This is a genomic window from Streptomyces sp. NPDC090083 (assembly GCF_044747445.1).
In the GTDB taxonomy this organism is placed as follows: domain Bacteria; phylum Actinomycetota; class Actinomycetes; order Streptomycetales; family Streptomycetaceae; genus Streptomyces.
In genome coordinates, this window is the sequence record NZ_JBIVED010000003.1 from 331612 (window position 1) to 357494 (window position 25883).

Annotated in this window: 20 protein-coding genes; 15 read left to right on the forward strand and 5 right to left on the reverse strand. The window is 71.9% G+C overall.

What is annotated here, in order from left to right:
- Positions 1-99: 99 nt before the first annotated feature.
- Both ACIPTO_RS12540 and ACIPTO_RS12545 read left to right on the forward strand, forming a co-directional pair.
- On the forward strand, positions 100-2406 hold the full coding sequence (locus tag ACIPTO_RS12540) for an MMPL family transporter (RefSeq protein ID WP_401191212.1): 2307 nt from the start codon (positions 100-102) through the stop codon (positions 2404-2406).
- Entirely contained in the window at positions 2375-3418 is a 1044-nt protein-coding gene (locus ACIPTO_RS12545; protein WP_401191214.1) for a zinc-dependent alcohol dehydrogenase family protein, read from the forward strand. The genes ACIPTO_RS12540 and ACIPTO_RS12545 overlap by 32 nt, the downstream gene beginning before the upstream one ends.
- Before the next feature lie 103 nt (positions 3419-3521).
- Here ACIPTO_RS12545 and ACIPTO_RS12550 read toward each other — a convergent pair whose 3' ends face one another.
- Positions 3522-3722, reverse strand: a complete 201-nt coding sequence (locus tag ACIPTO_RS12550) for a MerR family transcriptional regulator (RefSeq protein ID WP_366313314.1) — start codon at positions 3720-3722, stop codon at positions 3522-3524.
- Between the two features lie 707 nt (positions 3723-4429).
- Here ACIPTO_RS12550 and iolC point away from each other — a divergent pair.
- From iolC to ACIPTO_RS12600, 10 genes are all read left to right on the forward strand, one after another.
- Positions 4430-5380: a 5-dehydro-2-deoxygluconokinase gene (iolC, locus tag ACIPTO_RS12555; RefSeq protein WP_401191216.1), complete on the forward strand. Its 951-nt coding sequence runs from the start codon at positions 4430-4432 to the stop codon at positions 5378-5380.
- A gap of 167 nt (positions 5381-5547) precedes the next feature.
- Positions 5548-6423, forward strand: a complete 876-nt coding sequence (locus tag ACIPTO_RS12560) for a deoxyribose-phosphate aldolase (RefSeq protein ID WP_366314455.1) — start codon at positions 5548-5550, stop codon at positions 6421-6423.
- A 10-nt stretch (positions 6424-6433) separates the two neighbouring features.
- Positions 6434-7300: a 5-deoxy-glucuronate isomerase gene (gene iolB, locus ACIPTO_RS12565; RefSeq protein ID WP_401191218.1), complete on the forward strand. Its 867-nt coding sequence runs from the start codon at positions 6434-6436 to the stop codon at positions 7298-7300.
- On the forward strand, positions 7297-9180 hold the full coding sequence (gene iolD / locus ACIPTO_RS12570) for a 3D-(3,5/4)-trihydroxycyclohexane-1,2-dione acylhydrolase (decyclizing) (RefSeq protein ID WP_366313320.1): 1884 nt from the start codon (positions 7297-7299) through the stop codon (positions 9178-9180). Before iolB ends, iolD begins: the two co-directional genes overlap by 4 nt.
- Before the next feature lie 14 nt (positions 9181-9194).
- Positions 9195-10697, forward strand: coding sequence for a CoA-acylating methylmalonate-semialdehyde dehydrogenase (gene mmsA, locus ACIPTO_RS12575; protein ID WP_401191220.1), 1503 nt, complete (start codon positions 9195-9197; stop codon positions 10695-10697).
- Between the two features lie 208 nt (positions 10698-10905).
- Positions 10906-12339: an APC family permease gene (locus ACIPTO_RS12580; RefSeq protein WP_401191222.1), complete on the forward strand. Its 1434-nt coding sequence runs from the start codon at positions 10906-10908 to the stop codon at positions 12337-12339.
- Positions 12340-12467: 128 nt separating this feature from the next.
- A complete protein-coding gene (locus ACIPTO_RS12585) occupies positions 12468-15248 on the forward strand; it encodes a CocE/NonD family hydrolase (RefSeq protein WP_401191224.1) in 2781 nt (926 codons plus the stop codon).
- The gene (locus ACIPTO_RS12590; protein WP_366313328.1) at positions 15245-16108 is read left to right on the forward strand and encodes an ABC transporter permease; all 864 of its coding nucleotides are present in this window, start codon (positions 15245-15247) and stop codon (positions 16106-16108) included. The genes ACIPTO_RS12585 and ACIPTO_RS12590 overlap by 4 nt, the downstream gene beginning before the upstream one ends.
- Positions 16109-16255: 147 nt before the next feature.
- Positions 16256-17848, forward strand: a complete 1593-nt coding sequence (locus tag ACIPTO_RS12595) for a von Willebrand factor type A domain-containing protein (RefSeq protein WP_401191226.1) — start codon at positions 16256-16258, stop codon at positions 17846-17848.
- 96 nt (positions 17849-17944) lie between these two features.
- A complete protein-coding gene (locus ACIPTO_RS12600; RefSeq protein ID WP_401191228.1) occupies positions 17945-19882 on the forward strand; it encodes an AMP-dependent synthetase/ligase in 1938 nt (645 codons plus the stop codon).
- A 74-nt stretch (positions 19883-19956) separates the two neighbouring features.
- Here ACIPTO_RS12600 and ACIPTO_RS12605 read toward each other — a convergent pair whose 3' ends face one another.
- A complete protein-coding gene (locus ACIPTO_RS12605) occupies positions 19957-20367 on the reverse strand; it encodes a rodlin (RefSeq protein WP_366313334.1) in 411 nt (136 codons plus the stop codon).
- A 248-nt stretch (positions 20368-20615) separates the two neighbouring features.
- On the reverse strand, positions 20616-21029 hold the full coding sequence (locus ACIPTO_RS12610) for a rodlin (protein WP_200711929.1): 414 nt from the start codon (positions 21027-21029) through the stop codon (positions 20616-20618).
- A gap of 191 nt (positions 21030-21220) precedes the next feature.
- Here ACIPTO_RS12610 and ACIPTO_RS12615 point away from each other — a divergent pair, with 191 nt between their 5' ends.
- The 3 genes from ACIPTO_RS12615 to ACIPTO_RS12625 all read left to right on the forward strand — a co-directional run bounded on the left by ACIPTO_RS12615 (position 21221) and on the right by ACIPTO_RS12625 (position 23177).
- Positions 21221-21637, forward strand: a complete 417-nt coding sequence (locus ACIPTO_RS12615; RefSeq protein WP_366313337.1) for a rodlin — start codon at positions 21221-21223, stop codon at positions 21635-21637.
- A gap of 296 nt (positions 21638-21933) precedes the next feature.
- A complete protein-coding gene (chpD, locus tag ACIPTO_RS12620; RefSeq protein WP_026178071.1) occupies positions 21934-22161 on the forward strand; it encodes a chaplin ChpD in 228 nt (75 codons plus the stop codon).
- 101 nt (positions 22162-22262) lie between these two features.
- Positions 22263-23177, forward strand: coding sequence for a chaplin (locus tag ACIPTO_RS12625; protein ID WP_401191231.1), 915 nt, complete (start codon positions 22263-22265; stop codon positions 23175-23177).
- A gap of 52 nt (positions 23178-23229) precedes the next feature.
- Here ACIPTO_RS12625 and ACIPTO_RS12630 read toward each other — a convergent pair whose 3' ends face one another.
- On the reverse strand, positions 23230-24486 hold the full coding sequence (locus ACIPTO_RS12630) for an NAD(P)-binding domain-containing protein (RefSeq protein ID WP_401191233.1): 1257 nt from the start codon (positions 24484-24486) through the stop codon (positions 23230-23232).
- Entirely contained in the window at positions 24486-25805 is a 1320-nt protein-coding gene (locus tag ACIPTO_RS12635; protein ID WP_401191235.1) for an ATP-grasp domain-containing protein, read from the reverse strand. The genes ACIPTO_RS12630 and ACIPTO_RS12635 overlap by 1 nt, the downstream gene beginning before the upstream one ends.
- Positions 25806-25883 lie beyond the last annotated feature (78 nt).

The following is a 25883-nucleotide window of genomic DNA, read 5'->3' on the forward strand; positions in this document are numbered from 1 at the left end:
GTCTCTCGCGTTTTCCAGTCTATGACAAAACCGACCCGTGCCACCTGTTCGTGCCTGTCTGCGCGGAGGCCGGGTCAAGGTGAAGGGGAGCACCGCACGATGACCGAAGTCAACAGCCCACCACGCCTCGGCGGATGGACGCGTTTCGTGACCGCGCGCCCCCGGTTGTCCCTGCTCGTCGCCCTCGTGCTCACCGCACTGGCCGTGGTCGCCGGCAGCGGAGTCGCCGACCGGCTGGGCAGCGGCGGCTGGGAGGACCCGGCGGCCCAGTCGACGTACGCGACCAAGGCCCTGGAGCGCGAGTTCCCGGCCTCGCAGCCCAATCTCCTGCTGCTCGTCGACTCGGGCGGCGCCTCGGTGGACGACCCGGCGGTCGCCGCCGAGGCCGACCGCCTCACCGCGCGGCTGGCGGGCGAGAAGGGCGTCATAGGCGTCGGTTCGTACTGGCGGACCAAGTCCCCGGCCCTGCGCGCGAAGGACGGTCACGAGGCGCTGATCGCCGCCCACCTCACGGGCGACGAGAAGGCGACGAACGACACCCTGGACCGCATCGCCCCCGCCCTCCGCGGCACGCACGGCCCGGTGCACGTGAAGGTCGGCGGCATCGTCGCCGTGCGCCACGAGATGCAGACGATCATCAAGGAGGACCTCGCCCGCGCCGAGATGATCGCCCTGCCGGTGACACTGCTCCTCCTGGTGATGGTCTTCGGCTCCGCGATTGCGGCCCTCCTCCCGCTCGGCATCGGCATCGTCGCGATCCTGGGGACGAACGCGGTGCTGCGCGGTCTCACGGAGTTCACCGACGTCTCGGTCTTCGCGATGAACCTCACCACGGCCCTGGGCCTCGGACTGGCCATCGACTACGCACTGTTCATCGTCCGCCGCTTCCGCGAGGAACTCGCCACCGGCGCCGACCCGTTGACGGCGATCGCCACCACCCTGCGCACGGCCGGCCGCACGGTGCTCTTCTCCGCCCTCACGGTCGCGGTCTCCCTGGCCGCGATGCTCGTCTTCCCGATGTACTTCCTGCGCTCCTTCGCCTACGCGGGCATCGCCGTGGTCCTCCTGGCCGCCGCGGCGGCCCTGATCCTGCTCCCGGCGGCCCTCCTGCTGCTCGGCCACCGCGTGAACTCCCTCGACCTGCGACGCCTGTTCCGCCGACGCCGACCGACATCGGCATCGACATCGGCGCCGGCATCCGCGTCCGGGGAAGGCGCGGCCTGGGCCCGCCTGGCGAACCTCGTGATGCGCAGGGCCCCCTTCTTCGCCCTGGTCACCGCCGCGGTGCTCGTCCTGCTCGGACTGCCCTTCCTGGGCGTCAGGTTCGGCACGGCGGACGACCGCCAGCTCCCCTCGGGCGCGGAGTCCCACGTCGTGCAGCAGCACATCCGGGACGGCTTCCCCGGCAACCCGGGCGGCGGCCTCGAAGTGCTCGCCGAGGGGCGAGCGACGTCGGCGCAGTACACCGCGTACAAGACGGAGATCGCCCGGCTCCCCGAGGTGGCGGGGGTGGACGGCCCGGTGGTGAAGGGCGACTCCGCGTACTTCACGGTGCTGCCCAAGGGTGAGGCGGTCGACAGCGGGGCCCAGCGCCTGGTCGGTGAACTGCGCTCCGCGGACGCCCCGTTCACCACCAAGGTGACCGGCACGGCGGCCGTCCTGGTCGACTCCAAGCACGCGATAGGCACCCGGCTGCCCTGGGCCGCCGCCCTCATCGTCGTCGTCACCCTGCTCCTGGTCTTCCTCCTGACCGGCAGCGTCCTGATCCCGATCCAGGCGGTCCTGCTCAACGCGCTCAGCCTCACGGCGATGTTCGGCGCGGTGGTCTGGGTCTTCCAGGACGGTCACCTCTCCGGCCTCCTCGGCTTCACCAGCCCCGGTTCCATAGAGACCACCCTCCCGGTCCTGATGTTCTGCGTGGCCTTCGGACTCTCCATGGACTACGGCGTGTTCCTGCTCTCCCGCATCAAGGAGGAGTACGACCGCACCGGCGACCACAACGAGGCGGTCCGCCACGGACTCCAGCGCACGGGCGGCCTGATCACGGCGGCGGCGGTGATCCTGGCGGTGGTGATGGTCGCCATCGGCACGTCCCGCGTGACCAACACCAAGATGCTGGGCCTGGGCATCGCGCTGGCGGTCCTGATGGACGCGATGATCGTGCGCAGCCTGCTGGTCCCGGCGGTGATGAGACTGACGGGGACGGCGACCTGGTGGGCGCCGGGCCCGCTGCGGAGGTTCCACGAACGGTTCGGTGTCAGCGAGGGGGGAGAGAACCCACCTGGGGGCGACGGGCCGCAGCACCCCGTGACGCCGCCGCCGAGCGCGACCGGCCATGACGAACCCGCGGACGAGAACAGCGATGGGAGCCCACATGAAAGCGGTGGTGTTCGAGCAGTACGGTGAACCCGCCGAAGTACGGGAGGTGCCCGACCCCACTCCCGCACCCCACGGGGTGACCGTCCGGGTGGAGGCGACAGGCCTCTGCCGCAGCGACTGGCACGGCTGGCAGGGCCACGACCCGGACATCACGCTGCCGCACGTACCGGGCCACGAACTCGCCGGCGTGGTCGAGGCGGTCGGCGACCGGGTGACGGCCTGGCACACCGGCGACCGCGTCACCGTCCCGTTCGTCTGCGCCTGCGGAACCTGCGGGGCATGCGCGGCCGGCGACCAGCAGGTGTGCGAGCGCCAGACCCAGCCCGGCTTCACCCACTGGGGCTCCTTCGCCCAGTACGTCGCCCTGGACCACGCCGACGTGAACCTGGTCGCGATCCCGGACGAGATGTCCTACGCCACGGCGGCCTCGCTGGGCTGCCGGTTCGCGACGGCGTTCCGCGCGGTGGTGCAGCGGGGCCGGGTCGCACCGGGGGAGTGGGTGGCGGTGCACGGCTGCGGGGGAGTGGGCCTGTCGGCGGTTATGATCGCGGCGGCCTCCGGGGCCCGGGTCGTCGCGGTGGACATCTCGCCCCAAGCGCTCGCGCTGGCACGGAAGTTCGGGGCGGTGGAGTGCGTGGACGGCGCGAGCACCCCGGACACGGCGGAGGCTGTGCGCGAACTGACGGGCGGCGGCGCCCATGTGTCGCTGGACGCGCTGGGTTCCCCGGCGACCTGCGCCGCCTCGGTGAACGGCCTGCGCCGCCGGGGCCGCCACCTCCAGGTCGGCCTCCTGCCCTCCCCGTCCGGTACGACCCCGGTCCCCATGGCCCGCGCGATCGGCCTGGAACTCGAACTCCTCGGCAGCCACGGCATGGCGGCCCACACCTACCCGCCCATGCTGGAACTGGTCCGGTCGGGAGTGCTGCGCCCCGACCTCCTCGCCACCACCACCATCACCCTGGAGGAGACCCCGGCCGCCCTCGCCGCGATGGCCACGGCACCGGGAGCGGGGGTGACGGTCATCGAACCGTGGCGGTGAGGTGCGGCCGACGTGGCCCACGTGGCCCACGTGGCAGACATCGCCGACAGGAGCGGCCGGGGCGGTGCCGGCACCCGGCACCGCCCCGCCGTTTCCGGTCCGCTCAGTCCTCTCTGCGTGCCCGATTCCCCGGCCGGGAGGCGACCCAGGCCCGGACGGTGTCCGCGTACCAGTACGGCTTGCCGCTCTCCACGTGGTCGGGCGGGGGCAGCAGCCCGTGCTTGCGGTACGAGCGGACGGTGTCGGGCTGGACCCGGATGTGGGCCGCGATTTCCTTGTACGACCAGAGCCGTCGGTCGGTCATGAGTGCACCTCCCTGCGCGCGCCACGGCGTCGACCGGGGGCGGCCGTAGGGGGAGCCGGGCGCTGCGCTGGCGATCACAAGCCTGTGCCGGGTGAACGACACACGGTGAGGGACGGGCAGCGCCTGTCGACCGGGTGTGACGCAAAACCCGCGTACGCGCGATATGTGTGACACGAGGGGTGCTTTTGTGACACAGGTGACGCAAAGGCGCACGCGGGCGTGAGGGCGCGGCGCGTTGACTCGCGGGTCGGGGTGTGATGAGGCGTCGGCGGGGTGGTCGCGATCAGGAACGCCGACGGACCCGGCCCCCGCGACGAGCGCACCGGCACCCACACGTGGCCCGCGCCAGCTCCCGCGCCCTCCTCGGCTCCCACGCCCGTCCTCGCAACCGCACCCTCCTCCGCTCTCACACGCGCACCCGCACGTGGCCCGCGCCAGCGCGCACACCCTCCTCCGCCCTCACGCCCGCACCCACACGTGGCCCGCCCCCGTCCTCTGGTCCACCTCCGTCCGCACCCCGAAACCAGCCCGTCGCGCCCCGCGAAATGCAAGCCCTTACCCCCAACTCGCCCGCGTCTCGTCCGTATGTCTGGACAAAACATTGACAGGGCTCGGGGCGCGGGACTACAAACCGTGGAGAGCCGAAACGAAGCCGCTCCGTGTCCGGGCCTCAGGGGACCGCGCGCGGAGGGCGCGAAGGGAAGTCGATGGCGTACGACCTGATCACCATGGGGCGGCTGGGGGTGGACCTCTATCCGCTGCAGACGGGCGTGCCGTTGCCGCAGGTGACGACCTTCGGGAAGTTCCTCGGCGGCTCGGCGGCGAACGTCGCGGTCGCCGCCGCCCGGCTCGGCCGCGAGGTCGCCCTCGTCTCGCGCACCGGCGACGACCCCTTCGGCACCTACCTGCACGAGGCGCTGCGCGACTTCGGCGTCGACGACCGCTGGGTCACGCCCGTCGCGGAGTACCCCACGCCGGTCACGTTCTGCGAGATCTTCCCGCCGGACGACTTCCCGCTGTACTTCTACCGGCAGCCCAAGGCCCCGGACCTGGAGCTGGACGCCCACGACCTGGACCTGGACGCGATCCACGAGGCCCGTATCTTCTGGGTCACCGGCACCGGCCTGAGCGAGGAGCCCAGCCGTACGGCCACGCTCGCGGCCCTCGCCCACCGCGCGAAGTCCGGCACGACGGTCTTCGACCTCGACTGGCGCCCGATGTTCTGGCAGGACCCGGGCGCGGCCCGCCCCTTCTACGAGGAGGCCCTGCGCCACACCACCGTCGCCGTCGGCAACCTGGACGAGGTCGAGGTCGCCACCGGCGTCCGCGAACCGCACGCCGCCGCCCGCGCGCTCCTGGACGCCGGTGTGGAACTCGCCGTGGTGAAGCAGGGCCCGAAGGGCGTCCTCGCGGTCAACCGCGCCGGCGAGTCCGCCGAGGTGCCCCCGCTTCCGGTGACCGTCCTCAACGGGCTCGGCGCCGGTGACGCCTTCGGCGGTTCCCTCTGCCACGGCCTGCTCTCGGGCTGGGACCTGGAGAAGATCATGCGGCACGCCAACGCGGCCGGTGCGATCGTCGCCTCCCGCCTGGAGTGCTCCTCGGCGATGCCCACCGCCGCCGAGGTCGAGGACGCGATCGCCGCCGGAGCGGTGCTGTGAGGGCCGGCCGCGTGACAGGAGCCGACCACGAGGGCCAGTACGAGGGCGGGGACGGCGTGACCCACGCGCACGGCGGGCAGGCCGACGGGGACGACGTCTCCGGCCACGAGAGCAGCGCCACCGGCAACCGCGCCTCCGCCGGAACCGGCCCGTCCACCGGCCCCCGCGTGGACATCTCCGAACTGGTCCGCATCCGCACCCGCCACCCGGAGGCCATCGCCGAGGCCGCCGCCCGCCGGGTCCGCCGCCCGCTGCTGGGCGACGCGGGCCGGCTGATGGTCGTCGCCGCCGACCACCCCGCCCGCGGCGCGCTCGGCGTCGGCGACCGCAAGCTCGCGATGGCCAACCGCGCCGAACTCCTCGAACGCCTCTGCCTCGCGCTCTCCCGGCCCGGAGTCGACGGCGTCCTCGCGACCGCCGACATCCTCGACGACCTGCTCCTCCTCGGCGCCCTCGACGGCAAGGTCGTCATGGGCTCGATGAACCGCGGCGGTCTCCAGGGCGCGAGCTTCGAACTCGACGACCGCTTCACCGGCCACCGCGCCGAGGACATCGAGCGCCTCCGCTTCGACGCCGGCAAACTGCTGCTGCGCATCGACTACGACGACCCGGGCTCCCTGACCACCCTGGAGTCCACCGCCCGCGCCGTCGACGACATGGCCGCGCGTCGACTCCCGCTGTTCGTCGAGCCGTTCATCAGCCGTCGCACCGACGAGGGCAGGCTGCGGAACGATCTCTCCGCCGAGGCCGTCATCAGGTCCATCGCCATCTCCTCGGGCCTGGGCGGCACTTCGGCCTACACCTGGCTGAAGCTGCCCGTCACCGAGAACCCGGACGACATGGCCCGGGTCATGGAGACCTCCACCCTCCCCGCCGTGCTGCTGGGGGGCGAGGTCGGCGACGACCAGGACGGCGCCTACGAGAAGTGGCGCGGCGCCCTCCAACTCCCGACCGTGCGCGGCCTGGTGGTCGGCCGCTCGCTGCTCTACCCGCCGGACGGCGATGTCGCCGCCGCCGTCGACACCGCCGTAGGACTGCTGTGAGGGGCGCGTTATGACGACCGCCGGGCCGCACGTTCCCGAGCTGTATGTCCCGAGGGGCTCCGCCGCCAACGCGCAGTACGTCGTGGACATCGACCCGGAGCGGGCCGGCTGGACCCGCGGCAGTCTGCGGGTCGTCGAGCTGGGGCCCGACGGGACACACCACTTCACCACCGGTGACAGCGAGTGGATCGTGCTTCCGCTCGGCGGTGGATGTACCGTGCGAATTGCGGACGAAGAGTTCCAACTCCTGGGCAGGGAAAGCGTCTTCGCCGGGGTCACCGACTTCGCGTACGTCCCCCGAGACGCCCAGGTCAAGATCGCCTCCGGCGCGGGAGGCCGCTTCGCCCTGGCAGGAGCGAAGTGCGAGCGACGACTCCCCGCTCGCTACGGCCCCGCGCCGGAGGTTCCGGTGGACCGGCACGGCGACGGCACCGGCCCTCCCCCGCACGCGCTGAGCACCGCGCGCGGGGGGACCCGTACCGTCCGCGGGTTCGCCGCGGCCGACGCCTTCGTCTGCGACACGCTGCTCGCCGTCGAGGTCATCACTCCCGGTGGCAGCTGGTCCTCCTGTCCGCCGTATCCGTACGACGAGCAACGCGCGGGCGGGGAGGCCGAGTTGGAGGAGATCTACTACTTCGAGATCGACGGCCCGAACGGTTTCGGCCAGCAGCGCGTATTCCCCTCCCGTGAGGGCGGAGCAGATGTCCTCACGGAGGTCCGCTCCGGCGACGCCGTGCTCGTGCCCGACGGCCGGCACGGCTCGTCGGTCGCCCAGCCGGGTCACGACATGTACTGCCTGAACGTCATGGCGGGACCCGGCGAGGCGAGGGAGTGGCGGATCTGCTTCCACCCCGAGCACACGGAGGGTTACCGATGACCTCGACGACGAGGCTCACGGTCGCGCAGGCGCTGGTGCGGTTCCTGACCGCCCAGTTCACCGAGCGGGACGGCGTCCGGCAGCGGCTGATCGGCGCGACCTGGGGCATCTTCGGCCACGGCAACGTGGCCGGGCTCGGCCAGGCCCTCATCGAGTACGCCGATGGGATGCCGTACCACCAGGGCCGCAACGAACAGTCCATGGTCCACGCGGCGGTCGGCTACGCGCGCCAGTCGAACCGCCTCGCCGCACACGCCGTCACGACCTCGATCGGCCCCGGCGCCACGAACCTCGTCACCGGCGCCGCCCTCGCCACCGTCAACCACCTCCCGGTCCTGCTCCTCCCCGGCGACACCTTCGCCACCCGCCCCGCCGACCCGGTGCTCCAGCAGCTCGAAGTCCCTTACGCGGGCGATGTGTCGGTGAACGACTGCCTGCGCCCGGTGTCGAGGTACTTCGACCGGATCACCCGCCCCGAGGCGCTGATCCCGGCGGCGCTGCAGGCGATGCGCGTACTGGCCGACCCGGTGGAGACCGGAGCCGTGACCCTGGCCCTCCCGCAGGACGTGCAGGCCGAGGCGTACGACTGGCCGGACGAGTTCTTCGCCGAACGCACCTGGCACGTGCGGCGGCCGGCCGCCGACCCGGCCGAACTCGCCGCAGCCGTAAGGGCGGTCCGCGAGGCCAGGAGGCCGCTGATCGTCGCGGGCGGCGGAGTCCACCACAGCCGCGCCGAGGCCGTCCTCGCCGAACTCGCCGCCGCCACCGGCATCCCGGTCGCCTCCACCCAGGCCGGCAAGGGCTCGCTGAACCACGACCACCCGCAGGACGTCGGCGGCATCGGCCACACCGGCACCGCGACGGCCGACGAACTCGCCCGCCTGGCCGACCTGGTGATCGGCGTCGGCACCCGCTACACCGACTTCACCACCGCCTCCGGCACCCTCTTCGAGAGGCCCGGCGTCCGCTTCCTCAGCCTCAACATCGGTGCCTACGACGGCCACAAGCTCGCCGGACAGCCGCTGATCGCCGACGCGCGCAGCGGACTGGCCGCGCTGGCGGCGGAGTTGGGCCGGGACGCGTACCGGGTCACCGACTCGTACATCGCCGAGTACCGCGAGGACAAGGAGCGTTGGGAGCAACGCGTCGACGCCTGCTACGAGGCGGAGGAACCCGACGTACGCCCGACACAGCCCCAGGTGCTGGGCGCGCTCGACGAGATCGCCGACGCGTCGGACATCCTGGTCAACGCGGCCGGTTCGCTCCCCGGCGACCTGCACAAGCTGTGGCGGACGCGGTCGCGCGACCAGTACCACCTGGAGTACGGCTACTCCTGCATGGGCTACGAGATCCCGGCCGCGATCGGCGTGAAGCTGGCCGCCCCGGACCGGCCGGTGTGGGCGCTGGTCGGCGACGGCACGTACCTGATGATGCCGACGGAGATCGTGACCGCCGTACAGGAAGGCATCGCGATCAAGGTGGTGCTGATACAGAACCACGGGTACGCCTCCATCGGCGGTCTGTCGGAGTCGGTGGGCGGCGAGCGGTTCGGGACCGCCTACCGGCAGCGGGCCGACGACGGATCCCACACCGGGGCCCCGCTCCCCGTCGACCTCGCCGCCAACGCGGCCAGTCTCGGCATGCGGGTGCTGCGCGCGAAGACCGTCGGCGACCTGCGCGAAGCGCTCGCCGCGGCACGGGCCGCCGACACTCCCACTTGTGTCTACGTGGAGACCGAAACCGCAGACACTGTGTCGGGCGCGCCTCCCGCGCAGGCCTGGTGGGATGTACCCGTGGCCGCGACCGCGACCCGATCGTCCGCGGTCAAGGCACGTGAGCTGTACGAACGGCACGTCTCCACCCGACGCCGCCATCTGTGAAGGAGCATCTGGGCATGACGAAGATCGTCAACCACTGGATCGGCGGCAAGGCCGTCGACGGCGCGTCGGGCACGTACGGGCCGGTGACCGACCCGGCGACCGGCGAGGTCACCACCAAGGTCGCCTTCGCGACCGTCGACGAGGTCGACGCGGCCGTCGCCGCCGCCAAGGACGCCTACGCGACCTGGGGCACCTCGTCCCTCGCCAAGCGCACCGCGATCCTGTTCGCGTTCCGCGCGCTGCTCGACGCCAACCGGGACGCGATCGCCGAGCTGATCACCGCCGAGCACGGCAAGGTGCACAGCGACGCGCTGGGCGAGGTCGCGCGCGGCCTGGAGATCGTCGACCTGGCGTGCGGGATCACCGTGCAGCTGAAGGGCGAGCTGTCGACCGAGGTCGCCTCCCGCGTGGACGTGTCCTCGATCCGCCAGCCGCTGGGTGTCGTCGCGGGCATCACGCCGTTCAACTTCCCGGCCATGGTGCCGATGTGGATGTTCCCGATCGCCATCGCGACCGGCAACACCTTCGTCCTCAAGCCGTCCGAGAAGGACCCGTCGGCGGCCCTGAAGATCGCCGAACTGCTCGCCGAGGCGGGCCTCCCGGACGGCGTCTTCAACGTCGTCAACGGCGACAAGGTGGCCGTGGACCGCCTCCTGGAGCACCCGGACGTCAAGGCCGTCTCCTTCGTCGGTTCGACCCCGATCGCCCGCTACATCCACACCACGGCCGCCGCGAACCACAAGCGCGTCCAGGCCCTGGGCGGGGCCAAGAACCACATGCTGGTCCTCCCGGACGCCGACCTGGACGCGGCGGCGGACGCGGCCGTGAGCGCGGCCTACGGCTCGGCCGGCGAGCGCTGCATGGCCATCTCGGCCGTCGTAGCGGTCGGTTCGATCGGCGACGAGCTGGTGGCGAAGATCCGCGAGCGCGCCGAGAAGATCAAGATCGGCCCCGGCAACGACCCGGCCTCCGAGATGGGCCCGCTCATCACGAAGGTCCACCGCGACAAGGTGGCGTCGTACGTCACCGGCGCGGCGGCCGAGGGCGCGGAGGTCGTCCTCGACGGCACCGGGCTCACGGTCGAGGGCTTCGAGGGCGGCCACTGGATCGGCATCTCCCTGCTCGACAAGGTGCCGACCACCGCGAAGGCGTACCGGGACGAGATCTTCGGCCCGGTCCTCTGCGTCCTGCGCGTCGACACGTACGACGAGGGCGTGGCGCTGATCAACGCCTCGCCGTTCGGCAACGGCACCGCGATCTTCACCCGGGACGGCGGCGCCGCCCGCCGCTTCCAGCTGGAGATCGAGGCCGGCATGGTCGGCGTCAACGTCCCGATCCCGGTCCCGGTGGGCTACCACTCGTTCGGCGGCTGGAAGGACTCCCTCTTCGGGGACCACCACATCTACGGCAACGACGGCACGCACTTCTACACCCGCGGCAAGGTCGTCACCACCCGCTGGCCGGACCCGGCCGACGGCCCCTCCGGCGTGGACCTCGGCTTCCCGCGCAACCACTGAGAAAGCCCGAGAGACCCTGAACGGGGCCGTCCGCATTGCGGACGGCCCCATTTTTTCGGCTACGACGCCTGCGGTTCCCGTACCGACCCGAACCGGGACCGGCACTGCGCCAGAGCGTCGAACAGGTCACTCCAGGCGCCCTGGATCAACGGATTCCGTAGGTGAACACCCATTGACGTGATGGTTTCCGTCAATGTTCCATCAGCGCGTGACCGACACCCTCTCCACTGCCGGGGCCGCCGTTTCCGAGGCGACGTCGGACAGCCCCCAGAGCCAGAGTCAAAGCCAGAGCCAGGGCGGGAACCCGCAGCAGCTGAAGCGTTCCATCGGCATCGTCGGCGGCACCCTCCTCACGCTGTCCTGCGTGACACCGGCCTCCACGCTCTTCGTGGTCGTCCCCGACCTGTTCGGCTCGCTCGGCACCGCGACCGCCCTCACGATCGCGATCGGCTCGGTCCTCTGCATCGCCGTGGCGTTCTGCTACTCGGAGCTGGGCACCCTCATCCCCAGCGCGGGCGGCGAGTACGCGATGGTGTCGACGCTGGCGGGCCGCCTGGCCGGCTGGCTGGTCTTCGTCCTCTCGCTCCTGGTCGTGATGATCGTCCCGCCGGTGATAGCGATGGGCACGGCCGACTACCTGGCCCCGATCGCCCACCTCAACCCGGCCATGACCGGCGCCGGAGTGATGCTCCTGGCCACGCTGGCGGGCCTGCTGGACCTGCGCGCCAACGCCTGGATCACAGGCGTCTTCCTGGTCCTCGAGGTCATCGCGGCCGGAGTGGTGGCGCTGCTCGGCTTCACCCACAGCCGGCGGGGCATCGGCAGCCTCACCTCGATGCAGGTCGCGGGAACGGGCGGCCACACGGACACCGTGACGGCGATGCTGGTGGTCTCGGGCCTGGCGATCGCCCTCTTCGTCACGCAGGGCTTCTCGACGGCGGTGTACCTCTCCGAGGAACTGGAGAACCCGCGCCGCAACGTGGCCCGCACGGTCCTCGCCACCCTCGCGATCTCGACGGTGATCATCCTGGTCCCGGTCGTGGCGATCACGATGGGAGCATCGGACCTCTCGACCCTGACCGGCGGCGACATCGGCACCATGGTGACGGCGTGGTCCAACTCCGCGGTCGGCACCTTCGTCAGCCTCTGCGTGGCCCTCGCGATCATCAACGCCGGCATCGTCATGGTCATCCAGAACTCCCGGGTCCTCTTCGCCTCCTCCCGGGACAAGGCCTGGCCCCAGCCGGTCAACACCCTCTTCTCCAAGCTGGGCCGCTTCGGCTCCCCCTGGGTGGCCACCCTGGCCGTGGGCATCCCGGGCGCGATCCTCTGCTTCGTCAACCTGGACACCCTGTACGGCGTGACGGGCGTCTCGGTGACCGGCATGTACCTGCTCGTCGCGGTCGCGGCCCTGCTCTCCCGCCGCGGTCACCACCGCCACACCCACGCCTGGCGCATGCCCCTGTGGCCCGCGATGCCGATCCTCCTGATCGCGGTCCTGGCCTACATCCTGACCCAGCAGGAGACGACCTACCTGCTCTGGACGGGCGGCATCGTCACGGTGGCGACCCTCTACTGGGCCCTCTACCTCCGCCCCCGCAGGGAGACCCGCTGGCTGGTATCGATTCCTGAGGAGGACTGAGCCCCGAAGAGGCAGTCCTCCTCAGGGGCGCGGGGAACTGCGCCGTACTCCCAGCGCGGTACACGGTCATCCCCGGTTCACCCCAGGGTCTGCCCCAACTGTCAGAGACGCCCCGTACCGTTGAACGCATGGATCTTCGACTGCCCGGGCTGCAAGGCCTACGACGACCGAAACACCCCCGGCGCTGGTTGGCAGCCACCGCCGCGGTCGTCGTGCTGGCCGGTGCGGGCACCTGGACGGCCGCGGCCTCGGACACCGGACCCGCGGTCCACAGGACGGACCGGACGATGGCGATCGACGGCGTACGGCTGGACACCTCGTACTTCACGACGGGCGGATCGGCCCGCCGCCCGGCCGTCCTCCTCGCCCACGGCTTCGGCGGCAGCAAGGACGACGTACGAAAAGAGGCCGAGGACCTGGCCGGTGACGGCTACGCGGTCCTGACCTGGTCGGCCCGCGGCTTCGGCCGATCCACCGGGAAGATCGGCCTGAACGACCCGTCGGGCGAGGTCAAGGACGTATCGAAGCTGATCGACTGGCTGGCTAGGCAACCCGACGTCCAGCTCGACAAACCGGGCGACCCGCGCGTGGGCATGGCAGGAGGTTCCTACGGAGGCGCCATCTCCCTCCTGGCCGCCGGTCACGACGACCGGGTCGACGCCATCGCCCCCGCGATCACGTACTGGAACCTCGCGGACGCCCTGTTCCCGAACGGCGTCTTCAAGAAGCTCTGGGCCGGCATCTTCATCAACTCCGGCGGCGGCTGCGCCAAGTTCGAGCCCGCGCTGTGCCGGATGTACGACCGCGTCGCCGAGTCCGGCAAGCCGGACGCCCAGGCCCGCGCACTCCTGGAGGCCCGCTCCCCGTCGGCCGTGGCCACGCACATCAACGTGCCGACCCTGCTGCTCCAGGGCCAGACGGACTCCCTCTTCCCGCTCGGCCAGGCCGACGCCGCCGAGAAGGCGATCCGCGCGAACGGCGCCCCCGTGGACGTCGACTGGATCGCCGGCGGCCACGACGGCGGCGACATGGAGACGAGCCGCGTCCAGGCCCGCGTGACGTCCTGGTTCGACCGGTACCTGAAGGACGACAAGAACACCGACACCGGGCCCGCGTTCCGCGTCACCCGCACCGGAGGCATCGACTCCACGGACGGCGCCGCCCAGCTGCGCGGCGCGAGCGGCAGCGCCTACCCGGGCCTGGAGAGCGACCCGCGCTCCATCGCCCTGACCGGCCGCCGCGAGCAGTCCTTCACCAACCCGGCCGGCGCCAGCCCGCCCGCGATCTCGGCCCTGCCGGGCCTGGGCAGCACCGGCGGCCTGTCCCAGCTCTCCTCCCTGGGCATCGGCGTCTCCCTCGACTTCCCCGGCCAGTACGCCGCGTTCGACTCGGCCCGCCTCACCACCGGCCTCCGCATCACCGGCTCGCCCACGGTCACCGTCCACGTCAAGTCGACGAGCGACGACGCCGTCCTCTTCGGCAAGGTCTACGACGTGGGCCCGAGCGGCACCCAGCAGGTGCTCCCCTCCCAGCTGGTGACCCCCCTCAGGGTCGAGGGCGCCAAGGCCGGCAAGGATGTCACGATCACCCTCCCGGCCATCGACCACGACGTCCAGAGCGGCCACCACCTGCGCCTGGTCCTCGCCTCCACGGACCTCGGCTACGCCTCACCGGCCGCTCCGGCGACCTACACCGTCACCCTGAAGAGCGACCTCAAGGTGCCGACGGCCCCCGGCGTCACCACGGCGGCGGCGACCCTGCCGTCCTGGGTGTGGTGGCTCCCGCTCGCGGGCGCCGTGATCGCCGCGGCCCTGCTGCTGACCGGCCGCCGCCGCACCACCACCCCACCCCCCGCCCCCGAGCTGGCCGACGTCCCGCTCCAGATCACCGACTTGAGCAAGCGGTACGCGAAGTCGGCGGACCGGTACGCGGTGCGGGACCTGTCCTTCCGCGTCGAGAAGGGCCAGGTGCTCGGACTCCTGGGTCCGAACGGCGCGGGCAAGACCACCACCCTGCGCATGCTGATGGGCCTGATCAAGCCGGACGCCGGTGAGATCAGGGTCTTCGGCCACGCCGTCCGCCCGGGCGCCCCCGTCCTCTCCCGGGTCGGCGCGTTCGTCGAGGGCGCGGGCTTCCTCCCGCACCTCTCCGGCCGCGAGAACCTGGAGCTGTACTGGCAGGCCACCGGACGCCCGCCGGAGGACGCCCACCTGGAGGAGGCCCTGGAGATCGCGGGCCTCGGCGACGCCCTCGCCCGCGCGGTCCGCACCTACTCCCAGGGCATGCGCCAGCGCCTCGCCATCGCGCAGGCCATGCTCGGCCTCCCCGACCTCCTCATCCTGGACGAGCCGACCAACGGTCTCGACCCGCCCCAGATCCGCGAGATGCGCGAGGTGATGATCCGCTACGCGGCGGCGGGCCGCACGGTCATCGTCTCCAGCCATCTCCTCGCCGAGGTCGAGCAGTCCTGCACCCACCTCGTGGTCATGGACCGGGGCCGCCTCGTCCAGGCGGGCCCGGTCGCCGAGATCATCGGCGCGGAGGACACCCTCCTGGTGGGCCTCGCGGCGGACGTCCCGGACCCCTTGGTCGAGAAGGTGGCGGCCCTGCCCGGGGTCGAGTCGGCGACACGGGCGGACGGCGCCCTCCTGGTCCGCCTGGCGGCAGCGCCGCCCAGGGGCGCGGGGAACGGCACGACCGGCCCCGACGGCGCAGCAGACGCAAAGCTGCGAGCAGCCGCGCCCTCGGGCACCCTCGCCACCGCCACCCGCGAAACCGACGGCACGGAAACACTCACCGCCGCCCGCCTCCTCGTGGAACTCGTCCGCCTGGAGGTCCCGGTCTCCTCCCTCGGCCCGTACCGCCGACTCGAAGACGCCTTCCTCACCCTGATCGGAGGTGCCGCGTGAGCACGCTCGCCGAGCCCGTAGAGGTGGCCTCCGGCTACCGGGCGGCCCGCACCCTGCCCCTGAGGGTCGAGCTGGTCCGCCAGCTGAAGCGGCGCCGCACGCTGATCATGGGCGGCATCCTCGCCGCGCTGCCCTTCATCCTGGTCGCGGCCTTCGCCATCGGCGGCACCCCGGGCGAGCGCGGCTCCCAGGTGACCCTGATGGACACGGCCACCGCGTCCGGCGCGAACTTCGCCGCGGTGAACCTGTTCGTGTCGGCCGGCTTCCTGCTGGTCGTCCCGGTCGCCCTGTTCTGCGGGGACACGGTCGCCTCGGAGGCCAGCTGGTCCTCCCTGCGCTATCTCCTCGCGGCACCGGTCCCGAGAGCCCGCCTGCTGTGGTCCAAGCTGGTCGTCGGCCTGACCCTCAGCCTCGCCGCGATGATCCTGCTCCCGGTCGTCGCCCTCGCCGTCGGCACCGCCGCCTACGGCTGGGGCCCGCTGGAGCTGCCGACCGGCGGCGCGATCGGCGCGGGCACCGCGGCCCAGCGGCTGCTGGTGGTCGTCGCGTTCATCTTCGTGTCCCAACTGGTCACCGCAGGGCTCGCGTTCTGGCTCTCGACCAAGACCGACGCCCCGCTCGGCGCGGTCGGCGGCGCGGTCGGCCTGACCATCGTCGGGAACGTCCTGGACGCCGTCACGGCCCTCGGCCACTGGCGCGACTTCCTGCCCGCGCACTGGCAGTTCGCCTGGGCGGACGCCGTGCAGCCGCACCCCGAGTGGTCCGGCATGATCCAGGGCACGGCGGTCTCCGTTACGTACGCCATCGTGCTGTTCGCCCTGGCCTTCCGGGGTTTCGCCCGCAAGGACATCGTCTCCTAGGTCACCGGAGGATCTCCCACCGGTCTCGAAGGCCCTTGATCGCGACCCCTTCGAGACGCTTCCGCAACTCCCCGTAGCGCACGTTCCCGCCCCCTCCGCCGTCACAGTCGCAGAAGCCGACGTCAACGGACCGAGGGGGCACGGGAGATGGAGACCGACCGCACACGACCCGGGCAGGAGCACGCCCGCCACCGCATCCGGCACCCCCGGCGCCTGCGCGCCGCCCTGCTCGCCCTCACCGCGGCGGGCGGCCTGCTCCTCACCGCCTGCGGCGCGGGCGACGGCAGCGACTCCCACACCTCGAACGCGACCGGCCGCACCGGATTCCCGGCCCCCGCCAACACCTCAGGCGGCGCCAACAGCGGCGAGCAGGACGGCGAACGGACCGGCGCCTCCGCCGACGAAGTCGCCCCGTCCCCCGACCACCTCTCCACCTTCGCCCTCGACGTCGACACCGCCTCCTACGGCTACGCCCGCCGCACCCTCGCCGACGGCCACCGCCCCGACCCGTCGACGATCCGCCCCGAGGAGTTCGTCAACAGCTTCCGCCAGGACTACGACCGCCCCGACGGCAACGGCTTCACGGTCACCGTCGACGGCGCCCGCACCGGCCGGAGCGGCTGGTCGCTGGTCCGCGTGGGCCTGGCCACCCGCCCCCAGTCCCGGGAGACCACCACCGAAGACTCCGCTGCCGAACGCCCGCCCGCCGCCCTGACGTTCGTCATCGACGTCTCCGGCTCCATGAGCGAGCCCGGCCGCCTCGACCTCGCCAGGAAGTCCCTCGACGAGATGACGGACCGCCTCCACGACGACGACTCCGTCGCCCTCGTCACCTTCAGCGACGAGGCGGAGACCGTCCTGCCCATGACCCGCCTGGGCGGCCACCGAGGCCAAGTGCACCACGCCGTCGACGCGTTGGAGACCCAGTCCGCCACCAACCTCGCCGCAGGCGTCGAGACCGGCTACGCCACCGCCACCGAGGGCCTCCGCGAGGGCGCCACCAACCGCGTCGTCCTCATCTCCGACGGACTCGCCAACACCGGTGACACCAGCCCCGATGCGATCCTCGACCGCATCGCCCACGAACGCCGTGACCACGGCATCACCCTCTTCGGCGTAGGCGTCGGCAGCGACTACGGCGACGCCCTGATGGAGAAACTCGCCGACCGGGGCGACGGCCACACCGCCTACGTCGCGAGCGACGCCGACGCCCACAAGGTCTTCGTCGACCAACTCCCGCAGAACATCGACCTCACCGCACGCGACGCCAAGGCCCAGGTCGCCTTCGACCCCGAGACGGTCGCGCGGTTCCGCCTCATCGGCTACGAGGACCGCCAGGTCGCCGACGACGACTTCCGCGACGACAGGGTCGACGGCGGCGAGATCGGCCCCGGCCACACCGTCACCGCCCTCTACGCCGTCCGCACCAGGCCCGGCGCCGACGGCCACCTCGCCACCGCGAGCGTCCGCTGGCTCGACCCGAACACCCGCGCCCCGCACGAGGAATCGGGCCAACTGGAGACCGGCGCCCTGCACGACTCCCTGAACAGCGCCCCGGCCACCTTCCAAGTCATCGCCGTCGCCGCCTACTTCGCCGAGACCCTCCGCTCCACGGAGCTGCCCGGCACCCCCGGCCTCACCGAACTCGCCTCCCGGGCGCACGCATTGGCGAGGGAGACGGAGGACAAGGACGTGCGCGGGCTCGCCGAGGCGATCGACGAGGCACGCCGAACGGACTGAACCCGCCGGAACCGCACAGGCCCCATTGACCTTCCCCTACTTGCGAGTAAGTTGACGCCCCAGCCACCGTCTCACCGTCGACCGGGAGCAGTCGTCATGGGCGTACGCAAGGACCTGAAGCGGGCGCGGCAACGCACCGACCTGGCGGCCCGCACCCGGGTCGAACTCACCCGGGACGAGCGGGGCGTCGTACGGGAGGCGAGCACCGCGCCCCTCGTCCCGCGCCCGGCGACCGGCAGCACCGCCGACCTCCCGTTCACCAACGCGGCGGAGGCCTCCGACACGGTGGTCCTCCGACGCGAACGGCACGGCACCTGGCACCCCGTCACGGCCGCCGCCTTCGCGAGCGAAGTCACCGCCACGGCCAAGGGGTTGACGGCCGCGGGCCTCGAACCGGGCGGGCGCGTGGCCGTGATGTCCCGCACCCGCTACGAGTGGACGGTCCTCGACTTCGCCGTCTGGGCGGCCGGCGGCCAGACCGTGCCGATCTACGCCACCTCCTCCGCGGAGCAGGTGGAGTGGATCGTCCGGGACTCGGGCGCCCGCTTCGTCGTCACGGAGACCTCCGAGAACACCGACACGGTCACCACCGCCACGGCCCGCCACCCGCAACCCCCGCGCGTCTGGCAGCTGGACGCCGGAGCCCTGGCCGAACTCGCCGCACTGGGCGCGGAGTTGCCCGACGACGAGATCACCGAGCGCCGTGCCTCCCTCACCCCGGACACGATCGCGACGATCTGCTACACCTCCGGGACCACCGGACGCCCCAAGGGCTGCGTCCTCACCCACGCCAACCTGCACGCCGAGGCCGCGAACCTGGTCGAGCTGCTGCACCCCCTCTTCACGGAGGTCACCGGCCAGGTCGCCTCGACGCTCCTGTTCCTACCGCTCGCCCACATCATGGGCCGCACCCTGCAGATCGCCTGCCTGATGGCCCGTATCGAGGTCGGCCACTGCCCGAGCATCAAACCCGACGAACTCCGCCCGGCGCTCAAGGAGTTCAGGCCCACGTTCCTGGTCGGCGTGCCGTACCTCTTCGAGAAGATCCACGCCACCGGCCGCGCCACCGCCGAGAAGCTGGGCCGCGCCGCCTCCTTCGACCGCGCCGACCGCGTCGCGGTCCGCTTCGGCGCGGCCCACCTCGACAGGTTCCTCGGCACCGGCAAGGGCCCCGGCCCCGCCCTCCACGCCGCGTGGGCCCTCTACGACCTGCTGGTGTACCGCCGTATCCGCAAGGAACTCGGCGGCCGCATGCGGTACGCCATCAGCGGCGGCTCCCCGCTCGACCGCGACCTCAACCTCTTCTTCTCCGCCGCCGGAATCATCGTCTACGAGGGCTACGGCCTCACCGAGACGACCGCCGCCGCCACCGTCGTCCCGCCGCTGCGCCCCCGCCCCGGCACGGTCGGCCTCCCGGTCCCCGGCACCGCGATCCGCATCGCCGACGACGGCGAGGTGCTCGTCAGGGGCGGGGTGGTCTTCGGCGCCTACTGGAACAACCGGGCCGCCACCGACGCCGTGCTGAAGGGCGACTGGTTCGCCACCGGTGACCTGGGCTCGCTCGACGAGGACGGCTATCTGACCATCACCGGCCGCAAGAAGGACATCCTCGTCACCAACGGCGGCAAGAACGTTTCTCCGGCCGTGCTGGAGGACCGGCTGCGCAGTCGTGCCCCGGTCGGCCAGTGCCTGGTCGTCGGCGACAACCGCCCCTTCGTCGCCGCCCTGATCACCCTCGACCCCGAGGCCCTGGCCCACTGGCTGTCGGTGCGCGGGCTTCCCGCCGGCACCCCGCTCGCCGACCTCGTCGAGGACCCCCGCCTGCGCGCCGACGTCCAGAAGGCCGTCGACCACGCCAACCAGGCCGTCTCCCGCGCCGAGTCCATCCGCGCCTTCGCCCTGGTCGAGGGCGAGTTCACCGAGGAGAACGGCCTGCTCACCCCGTCCCTGAAACTCCGCAGGCAGGTGGTGACGGCGGCCTACGCGGAGGACATCGAGGCCCTCTACGCGCGGCCCGGGTCGCGGCAGCCGTAGCGGAGCCGGTGCCACGACACGGAAGAGCGGGCCGCCGATGTGCTCGGCGGCCCGCTCTCGTGGTGCTGGTGGGGTCAGCTGCCCACGGCGCCGTTGCCCGACAGGACCGGGATGTTGTCCAGGATGTGCGACAGCGGCTCGTCGCCCTTGGCCTGGGTGGAGTTCTCGGTGCACTGCTGGTTCTGCGGGGCCGAGAGGATCGGCACGTCCTGCAGCACGGTGACCGGCACGAGGCCGACCAGCGAGGCGGCGTTGACCTTGGCGGGCAGGCCGATGCAGGGCTTGTTCAGGGTGCCCTGGACCAGGGAGAGCTGGGGGCTCATGTCGCCCTTGGTCTCCTGGTTGCCGTACTTCTGCTCGGCGCCGTTGCCCTGGGTGGTGGTGACGCCGTCGTCGTTGCCGATCGCCATCGCCGGGGTGGCGACGGCAGCCGAGACACCGGCGATGGAGGCGGCAACAGCCGCGGTCGCCCACAGCTTCTTCATGTTCGATCCCTTTCGGAGGACGGACTCCCGTTGCGGAGCCGCGCGGTGATCAACCGGGTGCCCGCCGCTCTGGTTGCGGCGCGTGCACCGAATGGAGCAATAAGTCGGCTTACCTGCAGGCGAGTTGGCGCGCTCCGGGGCGGGTCGCTCGACGGGGGCCGCTGCCTGCGGGGAAAAGGTGTGACGTCCTGAACAGCAAACCAGCGGGCCGCCGGGAGTGCGGCGGCCCGCTGCGTACATCCGCGAGGTCAGCTGCCGGCGGAGCCGTTGCCCGAGAGGACCGGGATGTTGTCCAGGATGTGCGACAGCGGCTCGTCGCCCTTGGCCTGGGTGGAGTTCTCGGTGCACTGCTGGTTCTGCGGCGCGGAGAGGATCGGCACGTCCTGCGCGACGGTGACCGGCACGAGGCCGACCAGCGAGGCGAGGTTCGCCTTGGCGGGCAGGCCGATGCAGGGCTTGTTCAGCGAGCCCTGGATGAGCGCCATCTGCGGGCTCATGTTGCCGTACGTGGCCTGGTTGCCGTAGACCTGCTCGGCGCCGTTGCCGTTCGTCGTGGTGACGCCGTTGTCGTTACCGATCGCCATCGCCGGGGCGGCGACGGCAGCCGAGGCTCCGACGACGGAAGCGGCGACAGCCGCAGCAGCCATAACCTTCTTGATCACTTGCGTGGTCCCTTCTGGAGTAACCCCGTCCACCGGAGCGACCTGAACAACTGGCGCCGGGCCGCATGGTTGCTCCGATTCACTCCAATGGCCCAGATGAATCCAACCGGGTGAAGCCACGCAACCAATCCGGCCCACCCCTGTTGATGGGGGAGCAGGAATTGTGTCTCTGCCAGGAAAGGACCGCAGAAATGCTCAAGAAGGCAATGGCTGCGACGGCTGTCGCGGCTTCCGTCGTCGGCGTCTCGGCGACGGCCGCCCCGCAGGCGCTGGCCGTCGGCAACGACAACGGCGTCACCACGGTCAACGGGAACGGTGCCGAGCAGGCCTATGGCAACGCCAAGTCGGCCGGCAACATGAGCCCCCAGCTGACGCTCGCCCAGGGCTCGCTGAACAAGCTCTGCCTCGGCGTGCCGGTCAAGGCCAACGCGGCCTCGCTGGTGGGCGTGCTGGTGCCGGTCACCGTCCTGCAGGACGTGCCCGTCCTGTCGGCCCCGCAGAACCAGCAGTGCGCCGAGAACTCCACCCAGGCCAAGGGTGACGAGCCGCTGTCGCACCTCGCCGACAACATCCCGGTGCTGTCGGGCAACGGCGCGATCGGCAGCTGACGTACGCCTGAGAGTGACCCGGGCGGCCCGCGGGAATTTCCGTGCGGGCCGCCCGGCTTGCTGAACAAAAGCTGTTTTCCCTTGAAGAGGCACAAGAGAACCGTTTCTGCGTTGATGTCGTCATCCTGTCAATTCGGTGCGGACGATCGAGTGAATTGTCAGGTGACACGCGTTCTTCAGTTTCTTCCTGCGTCCGTCCCTCGTTTTACAGGCTGCAGGTCATGGTGCGAGCCGTCCAGGCTGTGCTCGCTCGGTTTCGGCCGTCATAGGGCATGACCGCAGAGAAGGGAACGTTCATGAAGAAGAGCGCTGCTGTTGTCGCTGGTGCGATCATGGCTCTCGGTATGGCCGCCCCGGCCTTCGCCGACGCCGGTGCCGAGGGTGCCGCCATCGGTTCGCCGGGTGTCCTCTCGGGCAACGTGGTCCAGGTCCCCGTGCACATCCCCGTCAACGTGTGCGGCAACTCGATCGACGTGATCGGCCTGCTGAACCCGGCGTTCGGCAACACGTGCGTCAACGACTGACGACGTAACACCCCAGCCGTTCCGGCTGTCTCATGGCCGGCCTTGGACAGTTTCCGCTTCCAAGGCCGGCTTTTCCCACTTCAAGCAGGAAGACAACGAGATTGCGACAGACCCTGGGTAAGGGAATGGTCGCGGCGGCCGCCGCGACAAGCATTCTGTCCCTGTGCGGCAGCCCCGCCGTGGCCGACACGTACGCCGGCGGCGCTGCCACGGATTCGCCGGGTGTCCTGTCCGGCAACAGCCTCAAGGTCCCGGTCGACGTACCGGTCAACGCCTGTGGCAACACCGCCGACGGGGTGTCCGGGCTCAACCCGACGTTCGGCAACTCCTGCGCCGGCGGCAAGGACCACCGGCACGGCGAGCACGCCTCCCACCCCGGCCACCACCGTTCACCCGCGCCGTCCTACGTCGACTCCTGGGTCGACTCCGACGACGACTCGGGCTACGGCTCCGGAGACGACTCGGGGTACGGCTCCGGGTACGGGCACGGGGATCACACGGGGTACGGCTCCGGAGATCACTCGGGGTACGGCTCCGGGGACCACTCCGGCTACGGCCACGGTCACCCCATGGGTCACGGCCACGGGGACCACGCGGGCTACGGCACCCCGGACTGCGAGGAGACGCCGCCTCCCACGGGCGGACACCACTCGCCTCCGCCGCACCACACGCCGCCGCCCCCGCACCACACCCCGCCTCCGCACCACACGCCGCCTCCCACGGGCGGTCACCACACGCCCCCTCCGCACCACACCCCGCCCCCTACGGGCGGACACCACACGCCCCCTCCCGGCGGTGGGCACCACACCCCGCCTCCCGGTGGTGGCGAGCACACTCCGCCCCCTCCCATGGGCGGGCACCACACGCCTCCGCCCTCCGGTGGGGAGCACGTCTCTCCGCCCGAGCTGGCGCACACCGGCAGTGAGGCCATGCTGGCCGCCTCGGCCGTCAGTGCCGCGCTGATCGCGGGTGGCACGATCCTCTACCGACGAGGCCGAGCCACGTCCCGTAGGTGATGCACGCGGGGTGCCGGACGTCTCCGCCCGGCACACCCGCACCGCCCGTGCCTCAGCGCCGGGCGAAGTTCGGCGTGCCCCGTCGTGCGGGTGCCGGGATCATGCCCGTGCGCGGCTCCGAGTGCAGCCGGCGCCGGACCCCCCGTACCAGCGTGCCCGCCGTGTAGGTGGCACCGTGCACGAAGCGCATCGCCGGGCCGAAGCCCGAGGCCGTCACCAGGCCCGCCATGAAGAGGCCCGGGTGCGAGGACTCGAAGTCCCGGGCCACCGCGGGCGAGCCGTCGCCCATCGTGGCCAGGGAGCCCCTCAACTCGCTGGAGAGCAGGCCGAGTCGGCCGGTCGCGGCCTTGAACCCCGTTGCCGCGATGACGTGTTCGGTGTCCAGGCGGCGGGTCCCGCCCTCCCGGCTCACCGTCTCCAGCCGTACCCCGCCCGGCACCGCGTCGGCGGCGGCGACCTCGTGACCGACGAGCACCTCCACCGCCGGTTCGACCCGGTCCCGTACCCACCAGGCGCCCGCGGGACCGAGGGCGTCGGCCGCGATCCCGGTCCGGGTCGACTCCGGGAGGCGGCGGAAGAGGCCGGGGCGCTCGGAGTAGAACCAGTTGCGCCAGCCGGGGCCCAGGCCGCTGTGCGGGGAGCGGACCGACTGCCACCACGGGCGCTCCCACGCGGGCGGCACGTCGTTCCAGGACAGGGCGTCGGCGCGGGCCAACACCCTTACCCGGGTGCCCTGTTCGGCGAGCAGCGCGGCCGTCTCCAGTGCCGCCTGGCCGCCGCCGATCACCGTGACGTCCTTGCCGCGGAAGTCGTCCAGGGTGCTGTGGTGGCTGCTGTGCGAGACGAGGGTGCGCCCCAACCCCTGGAGCGCGGAGGGGATTTCGACGAACGGCATGACGCCGACCGCGAGCGCGACGGTGCGGGCGTGCAGCACCGTGCCGTCGTCGGTGACCGCCTCGAAGCCGCCCGGCACCGGCGCGATGCGCTCCACCGTCCGTTCGTCGACCTCGGGCACGGCGTTGCGCGCGAACCACAGGCCGTAGTCGGCGAACATCTCGACCGGGATCGGCTCGCCGTGCCGGGATGTCACGCCCCGGCCCGCGCAGTACACGTCGAGCGGCCAACGGCCCTCGGGGTCCGAGAGGTTGGAGGCCCAGGGTTCCGACTTGAGGAACATGCCGCGGGGCATGTGGTCGCGCCAGGACGCCATCGGCCGGCCGAAGACGCGCAGGTTCAGCCCGGCGGCCGCGGCGTGGGACGCGATGGACAGGCCGTAGGGGCCCGCGCCCACCACCAGCAGGTCGTACATCAGCAGCTGCTCGCTTTCTCGTCGTCGCTCGACTCGGTCACCTTGGTCACCGGGGTCAACTCCGCCGGTTCGGCGGCTCTGTCGGCGTGGGGCCCGCCCGCCTGGCGCACCACCCGGGCCGCCGCCGGACGTGCCGCCGGGGCGGTTCCGCCCAGCCGTCCGCGCATCTTGCGCAGCACGTGCAGGGCCCACAGTCCCCACATCGCCCGGCCGGGTGCCGGGTCGTCCGGCGCGTGCCAGGCCAGCTCGCTTCCGCCGAGGGTCGGGCGCAGGGCGCTGAACGGCGCGTAGTTCTCGACGACGAACGTCCGGCCCGGCCGCGGTGACCCGTCCGGCGGCGGACGGTGGGTCAGGTCCAGGTGCAGGGCGCGGACGACGTCCAGGCCCGCGGTGTCGGCGAAGAGCCGGAACTGGGCGCCGGGCCGCGGGTTGAAGTCGAGCAGGTGGTAGCGGCCGGTCGTGCCGCAGCGGCGGAAGTCCAGGTCGAGGATGCCCCGGTAGCCGAGTGAGGCGGTGAGGCGTTCGGCGAGCGCCCGCACCTGCGGGTTGGGCGTCCAGCGGCCCACCGCCGTGAGCCCCGCGGTGCGCGGCCAGGCGCGCTGCTTGCGGCCGGTGCCGCCGCCGCGGACGGCGCCGGACCGGTCGGCGTACCCGTGGAAGAACCAGTCGCGGTCGTGCCCGGCCGGCAGGAACGCCTGCAACAGCAGCCTGCTGCCGGCCTCCTCGGCGCGCAGGAACAGCTCGCGCGCCTCCTGCGCGCTGTGCACCACCACCGTGCTGCGCAGCCCGGTCCCGGCCGGCACCAGCCAGGGCCTGCTCCATTTCGCGACGACCGGCAGCCCCAGTTGCCACGCGGCTGCGGCGGCCTGTGCCGGGCTGTCCGGGATCAGCGTCTCCGGGTGCGGGATGTCCGCGTCCGCGCACACGGCGGCCAGTTCGGCCTTGTCCGCGACCCGTTCGGGCAGCGCGCCGGGCTGATGCGGCAGCAGGTACGAGGGCGTCAGTTCGTCCCGCAGCCGGCCGACCGCGACGGCGCTCGCGTCGTCCATCGGGATCAGCACGGCGGGACGCGCGATGCCCGCGGCCACCCGCCGGAGCGTCCCGGTGATCTCGGCGGCCGACGCGCCGACGGGCGGCGGGGGGTGCATCCGGCAGACGAAGCGGGAGCTGCGTACGGGACTTGCGGCGGAATCGGCGACCACGTGCACCTCCACTCCCGCCCGGCCCAGTGAACGCACGGCCCCCAGCGTTCCGTGGTGAAAGGGATTCCGGTCGATCCGCAGCAGAACTGCGGGGACACGGACGTCAAGCAGCGACACGGACTGTTTCCTTCGGTTCGTTTCACCCGTGCGGGCGATAGGGGAACTCGGAAGCCGTAACGGCGGTGGCGTAATTCA